This window comes from uncultured Oribacterium sp. (genome assembly GCF_902481605.1).
Lineage (GTDB): Bacteria > Bacillota > Clostridia > Lachnospirales > Lachnospiraceae > Oribacterium > Oribacterium sinus.
The window spans coordinates 1-7,208 of sequence record NZ_CABSXI010000088.1; the positions used below are offsets into that span (position 1 = coordinate 1).

Genomic DNA, 7,208 nt, shown 5'->3' on the forward strand with positions numbered 1-7,208 from the left:
ACAATTACGAAGCAAAGCGAAGAAAGGAGAAAAGTATGGAATCGCAACAGTTGGTAACCATCATTCCATGGACCTTCATTGCCCAGATTTTGAACCTTTTTATTCAGGTATATCTCATTAAGCGTTTTCTCTTTAAGCCCATTAACGAGGTTTTAAAGAAGAGACAGGAAGCGGCAGATAAGGATATACAAGAGGCAAAGAAAGCAAAAGAAGCAGCTGAGGCTGTTAAGACAGAATATGAAAGCAGTATGTCTGATGCTAGAGGTGAGGCAAACCGCATTATTGAGGATGCGAAGAAGGATGCCAACCTCCGTGCCGAGGAATTGATTAAAGAGGCGGAACAGCATGCAAGCTCTATTAAGGCAAAGGCAGAAGAGGATATCCGTTTAGAGAGAAAGAAAGCCTTGAATGAGGTAAAGGATGAAATTGGAAGCATTGCTATGGATATTGCAGGAAAAGTTGTGGAGAAGGAAATCCACGAAGATGAGCATAAAGCTTTAATTGATGAGTTCTTACAAAATGTAGAGGAGGCATCATGAATAAGGCATCCAGCTTGTACGGGAAAAGTCTTTACGACTTAGCCAAGGAAGAGCATCTGGAAAAAGAAATTTTAGAAGAGATGAGCTGTGTGAAAACACTTTTGGAGGAAAATCCGGAGTATTATTCTCTTCTGGCAGAGCCTTCCATTCCCAAGAAGGAGAGATTATCTCTTTTGGATCAAGCCTTTGCAACGGAACTGAAGCCTTATTTATTGAATTTTTTAAAGTTGCTTTTGGAAAAAGGTCTGGTAAGAGGCTTTAAAGAGAGTTACAAGACCTACAAAGCACTGTATCAGGAAGATCAGGGGATTGCAGAAGCTCTGGTCACCAGTGCGGTGCCTTTACAAGAGGAGCAAAAGTCGGCTTTAATCGAAAAGTTGCAAAAGCTTTGTGCAAAAAGCATTATTCTATCCGAGAAAATTGACCCGAAGGTATTGGGCGGTTTGAAGGTGGAAGTAGCAGGAAAGACCTTAGACGGTACGGTTTCTGCTCGATTGAAAGAGATTCGTAAAACTGTTAATGAAGTAGTCTTGTAAAAAGGATGGGCATAGAATGGAATTAAAACCAGAAAAAATTTCCGAGGTCATTCGAAGCCAGATTAAATATTACCAAAATGCCATTGTTCAGAATGAAACAGGCACCGTACTCACCGTTGGTGACGGTATTGCCCGGGTTTCCGGTCTGACAAATTGTATGTCCGGAGAGCTTTTAGAGTTCGAGGACGGCACTTTCGGTATGGCTCAAAACCTTGAAGAAACAAGTGTTTCTGCGGTACTTTTCGGTTCTGACGTAGGAATTAGAGAAGGGCAGAGCGTAAAGCGTACAGGTAGAGTAGTATCTGTTCCTGTAGGAGAACAATTAATCGGACGAGTGGTAAATGCGATTGGACAGCCTATTGACGGTATCGGTCCCATCGAGAGTACAGAGTTCCGTGCAGTGGAAAGCCCTGCACCCGGCATCATCAAGAGACAGCCGGTTAAAGAGCCTTTACAGACAGGAATCAAGGCGATTGACTCCATGATTCCTATCGGAAGAGGACAAAGAGAGTTGATTATCGGTGACAGACAGACCGGTAAAACCACCATTGCTATTGATACCATCATTAACCAAAAGGGTAAGGATGTTATCTGTATCTATGTGGCAATCGGACAGAAGAGATCCACTGTTACCGCATTGGTAAATGAATTAAAGGAAGCCGGTGCTATGGATTACTCCATCGTTGTTGCGGCAACCGCTTCCGAGCCGAGCCCCTTGCAGTACATCGCACCTTATGCAGGATGTGCTATGGGTGAGTACTTTATGAATCAGGGAAAGCATGTCCTGATCATCTATGATGATTTGAGTAAGCATGCGGTGGCATACCGTGCAATTTCCCTTCTGATTCGTAGACCGCCAGGAAGAGAAGCTTATCCCGGAGACGTATTCTACTTACACTCCAGATTGCTGGAAAGAGCCGCAAAGCTGTCTCCTGAATTAGGAGGAGGATCCTTAACAGCCCTTCCTATTATCGAGACACAGGCCGGAGACGTTTCCGCATATATTCCTACTAACGTTATTTCCATTACAGACGGACAGATCTTCTTGGAGACAGAGCTGTTCCACAGCGGTATTATGCCGGCGGTTAACCCCGGTATTTCCGTATCCCGTGTAGGAGGAAATGCGCAGATTAAGGCCATGAAGAAGGTAGCGGGAACCTTGAAGCTGGTTTACTCTCAGTATAGAGAGTTACAGTCCTTCGCACAGTTCGGTTCCGACCTTGACCAGGATACCAAGCAGAGACTTGCCCAGGGTGAACGTATCGTAGAGGTACTGAAGCAGGGTAAGGGAGAGCCTGTTGCCGTTGAGAAGCAGGTAGCAATCCTATATGCGGTAGTTCAGGGAATCCTGACTGCTGTAGAGGTTAAGGATATCCGTCACTATGAGGAAGAGCTTTATCACTTCTTAGATGCCGATGCAGAGGCTCTGAGTGCAATGAATGCCATCAGAGAAACCGGTAAGCTGGAAGAAGAGACAGAGAAGAAACTTAAGGCTAGCTTAGAGCGTTTTACAGCGGAATTTTTAAAGAGACTGTAAACCCAGGAAGAAGGAGAAAACATGGCTGCAGCAAATATGAAGTCAGTGAAACTCCGTATTAAAAGCATCCAGAATACCATGCAGATTACCAAGGCCATGGAGCTGGTAGCTTCCTCTAAGCTTCGAAAGGCAAAGGAAAAGGCGGAGAATACCAAACCGTATTTTCAGACTTTAAAGAAAACTCTTTCTGAAATTGCCAATGGAAATACAGATTTTTCTTCTCCCTACACCAAGAAAAACAGCTCCGAAAAGTGGTGCTATGTATTGATTGCGGGAGACCGTGGTATGGCGGGAGGCTATAATGCCAATCTTTTCCGTACCCTGGAGGAAGAAATCAAGGGCAAGGAATTTGCTTTGTTCCCATTAGGAAAGAAAGCCTTAGAGTATGGACGGCAGAAGAAGTATGAGCTGTTTAATGACAGCTATACTCATGTTGGAGAGGTTGGAATTTCCGACTCTTACAGCATTGCCCAGAAAATCTGTGAAGCCTATAAAAATCAGGAATTCGGCCATGTGGCATTGATCTATACGGATTTTGTGTCCATGATGAGCCAGAAGGCAGGAGCTATTTCTCTTTTGCCCTTGTCTGATTTTAAAGAGGAAAGCGAAGAAGAAGCGAAGAAGATTCGTAACCTGATTCTCTACGAGCCAAGTGGAGAAGATGTTTTTAATGCGATAGTACCGGAATATCTTGCAGGGCTGGTCTATAGCGGAATTTGTACTTCTGTTGCCAGTGAGCTGGCGGCAAGAAGAACGGCTATGGAGGCGGCTACAGATAACGCCGGAGAGATGATTGATAAATTAAGTCTATTCTACAATAGAGCAAGACAGGCAAGTATTACCCAGGAAATCACGGAAATTGTTGCCGGTGCGGAAGAGTTGTAGTGTAGAAAAAGGAGAGATACATGACAGAAAAACATGTAGGAAAGGTTATACAGGTCATGGGTGCCGTCCTGGATATTCGATTCCAGGAAGGGGAACTCCCCTCCTTATTGAACGCAATTTCCATCCAGCTTGGAGATACCGAGCTGATTGCGGAGGTTGCACAGCAGTTGGGAGATGATGTGGTACGTTGTATCGCAATGAGTTCCACCGATGGCTTGGTTAGAGGAATGGAAGCTGTTGATACAGGAAACCCCATTACAGTACCTGTTGGAGAGCCCTGCTTGGGAAGAATCTTCAACATTTTGGGAAATCCTGTAGATGAAAAACCTGCCCCTGAGACAGAGGAAAGATGGGCGATTCACCGTCCGGCTCCTTCTTTCGAGGAGCAGACCCCTGCTACAGAGATCCTGGAGACAGGTATCAAGGTAGTAGACCTGATTTGTCCTTACGCAAAGGGAGGAAAAATCGGACTTTTCGGTGGTGCGGGAGTAGGTAAAACCGTATTGATCATGGAGCTGATCCATAACGTGGCAACAGCTCACGGCGGTATTTCCGTATTTACCGGTGTGGGAGAGCGTACTCGTGAGGGTAACGACCTTTACGGAGAAATGAAGGAAAGCGGCGTTTTGGATAAGACTGCCCTGGTTTACGGACAGATGAACGAGCCGCCCGGAGCGAGAATGAGAGTTGCACTTTCCGGTCTGACCATGGCGGAGTACTTCCGTGATGTGAAGCACCAGGACGTATTGCTCTTCATTGATAACATTTTCCGTTTTACCCAGGCAGGTTCAGAGGTATCCGCACTTCTCGGAAGAATGCCTTCTGCGGTAGGATATCAGCCAACACTGGCAACAGACATGGGTGCTTTGCAGGAGCGTATTACTTCCACAAAGCAGGGATCTATCACCTCCGTTCAGGCGGTTTATGTGCCTGCGGATGACCTTACCGACCCGGCGCCTGCAACAACATTTACCCACTTGGATGCGACCACCGTATTGTCCAGAGATATCGCAAGTAAGGGAATTTACCCTGCAGTAGATCCTTTGGATTCCACCAGCCGTATTCTTACTCCGGAAATCGTAGGAGAAGAGCACTACCAGGTGGCAAGAGGTGTACAGCAGGTACTCCAGAGATATAAGGAATTACAGGATATCATCGCCATCATGGGTATGGATGAATTGTCTGAGGAAGATAAGATTAGCGTTTTCCGTGCCAGAAAGATTCAGAACTTCCTGTCTCAGAGCTTCTCTGTAGCAGAGCAGTTTACCGGTCTTGCAGGAAAGTATGTTCCTTTAAAGGAAACAATCCGCGGCTTTAAGATGATTTTGAACGGAGAATGTGACGAGCTTCCTGAGTCTGCTTTCCTCTTAGTAGGAAACATCGATGAAGTTTTTGAAAAAGCTAAGAAACAGTAAGGAGGGACCTTTATGGCAAACTTCCATTTAGAGATTGTTTCTATGGATGGGCAAAAATTTGACGATGAAGTAGAACGTGTCAGCTTAAGAACCATTACAGGAGACCTGGCTATCATGGCGCACCATATCAATTACTGCACAGCGGTAGGTATGGGTACAGCCAAGGTGATTATGAAGGATGGTAGCGAAAGAAAGGCAGCCTGTATCGGAGGAATGCTTTCCATGATGGACAACCATTGTCGATTGATTCCCACCACCTTTGAGTGGAGTGAAGAAATCGATGTTGATCGTGCCGAGAGAGCCAAGGAGCGAGCTGAGAAGAAGATTCAGGATGAAAAACTTTCTGAAGAACAAAGACTTCGGAATCAGGCAAAGCTTTATCGTGCGCTTATCCGTTTACAAACAGCAGGAAAACACAGTACTCTATAAAAATATTATTTTATAAAAAAAGATATTTTGTAAAAACAATACTTTATAAAAATAGTTTTTATAAGCATTGTAGTAAAAATGAGCTTAGAAAAAAAGGCTTGGGAGGCTTACTCCTTTAAAGCGTTTTCTAGGCTCTTTTTCTATAAAAAAATTTAGAATGGAAAACCTGTGTTTTTCCTTTAATGTAGCTATCCTTTAGAGAATTTATGGTACAATGGATTCTAAAGAAAGTATAAACACAAGAGAAAAGGAAGAAGACCATGGATAGAAATGCATTTTTTAGAAGAATTCCAAAAATTGACAATATATTGGAGGAGGAGCAGATTCTCTCCTTTATTCAGGATTACGGCTTATCCTATGTTACGGACTGCGTAAGGCTTGAGGTGGAAAATCTCCGAAAATGTGTTCGGGAGGAAGAAGAGGAAAGCCGAATAGAACAGGCCTTTTCTTCTCTTTACAGTCGGATTACGGAGCGCATCGAGGGAGATGTAAAGCCGAAGCTAAGAAAAGTGATTAATGCCACCGGCACCATTTTGCATACCAACCTTGGTCGTGCTTTACTATCTCCGAAGATCGGGCAGGAGCTTGCCAAGATGCTTTCTTCCTACTCTAATCTGGAATATGATTTGGAAAAGGGTGAGCGGGGAGAGCGCTACAGCCATATTAAGGATAGCATTTGTAAAATCACCGGTGCAGAGGACGCTATGGTGGTCAATAATAATGCTTCGGCGGTTTTATTGATTCTTTCTACCCTGGCCAAGGGGGGAGAGGTTGTGGTATCCCGTGGAGAGCTGGTGGAAATTGGCGGAAAATTCCGTATTCCGGATGTTTGTGCCGCTTCCGGAGCGGAGATGCGAGAAGTGGGAACCACCAATAAAACCCATTATCAAGATTATGTGGAAGTGGTCAATGAGAATACCAAAGCCTTTTTAAAGGTGCATACCAGCAATTATAAAATTTGCGGTTTTACGGAGTCGGTAGAGGCTAGGGAATTAAAGCCGCTTTCTCTGGAAACCGGAGTTCCTATTATTGAGGATTTAGGCTCCGGCGTGCTCCTTCCTTTGGAAAAATACGGCCTTCCCCACGAACCGACGGTACAGGAAGCCATCGAAGCCGGTGTGGATGTGGTTTGTTTCAGCGGAGACAAGCTTTTGGGAGGTCCTCAGGCAGGAATTATTATCGGAAAAAAAGAATATATTGATCAAATGAAGAAAAATCCTCTTACCAGGGCTCTTCGGGTAGATAAGCTTACCATAACCGCATTGGAACTATGCTTTTTAGAATATCTGAAGGAGGAGGGGATTGAAGAAAGAATTCCTGTACTTCGTATGCTGTCGGAAGAGCAGAGCGTGGTCAAAAGACGGGGGGAAGCATTGCTTCATTTGTTCCAAAAGGAATCTATCCCCGGAGAATATTCTTTACAGCCCTCAAAAGCCCAGGTTGGTGGAGGCTCTCTTCCGGATACCTATATGGACAGCTATGCTGTGGTTTATCATCCGGAGAAGCTTTCCGTATCTCAGCTGGAAGCCAGACTTCGAAAAGGAAAAACGCCGATTATCGGAAGAATCTGGGAAGATGATTACTGGATGGACTTAAGAACCATACAGGAAGAAGAGCTGGAAGAAATTGTAGAGACATTTCAGGAAGCTCTGTATTAGATTGAAATAAAGGGGCTGTAAAAAATCAAAATAAAGCAATTTTCGGCAATATAGGTCTGAAATTGGGGAATACTTTAGCTATACTTAATTTTGCGTAGAGAAGGACTGTATTCAATATCGAGAGACGCTCTGATGCAGTATGGGGCTGTATTCGGGGCACGCTCCCGCTAACTTCGCCTTCGTAGCAGTACTAACTTCAAGCTTCGCTT

The 7,208-nt window shown here is 44.5% G+C and carries 7 protein-coding genes; all 7 read left to right on the forward strand.

Annotated elements, in window-relative coordinates; genetic code table 11:
* The first annotated feature begins 35 nt into the window (after nt 1-35).
* The 7 genes from atpF (at nt 36) to selA (ending at nt 6,999) form a co-directional block, all read left to right on the forward strand.
* Nucleotides 36-539: a F0F1 ATP synthase subunit B gene (gene atpF / locus RDQ32_RS10355; protein WP_183683046.1), complete on the forward strand. Its 504-nt coding sequence runs from the start codon at nt 36-38 to the stop codon at nt 537-539.
* Nucleotides 536-1,075 (forward strand): ATP synthase F1 subunit delta, encoded by a 540-nt coding sequence (gene atpH, locus RDQ32_RS10360; protein WP_308580393.1) that lies wholly within the window; start codon nt 536-538, stop codon nt 1,073-1,075. Before atpF ends, atpH begins: the two co-directional genes overlap by 4 nt.
* 16 nt (nt 1,076-1,091) lie before the next feature.
* On the forward strand, nt 1,092-2,612 hold the full coding sequence (gene atpA, locus RDQ32_RS10365) for a F0F1 ATP synthase subunit alpha (RefSeq protein ID WP_183683041.1): 1,521 nt from the start codon (nt 1,092-1,094) through the stop codon (nt 2,610-2,612).
* A 21-nt stretch (nt 2,613-2,633) separates the two neighbouring features.
* Nucleotides 2,634-3,497: an ATP synthase F1 subunit gamma gene (gene atpG / locus RDQ32_RS10370; RefSeq protein ID WP_183683038.1), complete on the forward strand. Its 864-nt coding sequence runs from the start codon at nt 2,634-2,636 to the stop codon at nt 3,495-3,497.
* A gap of 20 nt (nt 3,498-3,517) precedes the next feature.
* A complete protein-coding gene (atpD, locus tag RDQ32_RS10375; RefSeq protein WP_007157829.1) occupies nt 3,518-4,912 on the forward strand; it encodes a F0F1 ATP synthase subunit beta in 1,395 nt (464 codons plus the stop codon).
* Nucleotides 4,913-4,924: 12 nt separating this feature from the next.
* Nucleotides 4,925-5,341, forward strand: coding sequence for an ATP synthase F1 subunit epsilon (atpC, locus tag RDQ32_RS10380; protein WP_308580395.1), 417 nt, complete (start codon nt 4,925-4,927; stop codon nt 5,339-5,341).
* Nucleotides 5,342-5,601: 260 nt separating this feature from the next.
* A complete protein-coding gene (gene selA / locus RDQ32_RS10385; protein ID WP_308580397.1) occupies nt 5,602-6,999 on the forward strand; it encodes an L-seryl-tRNA(Sec) selenium transferase in 1,398 nt (465 codons plus the stop codon).
* The last annotated feature ends 209 nt before the right edge of the window (nt 7,000-7,208 follow it).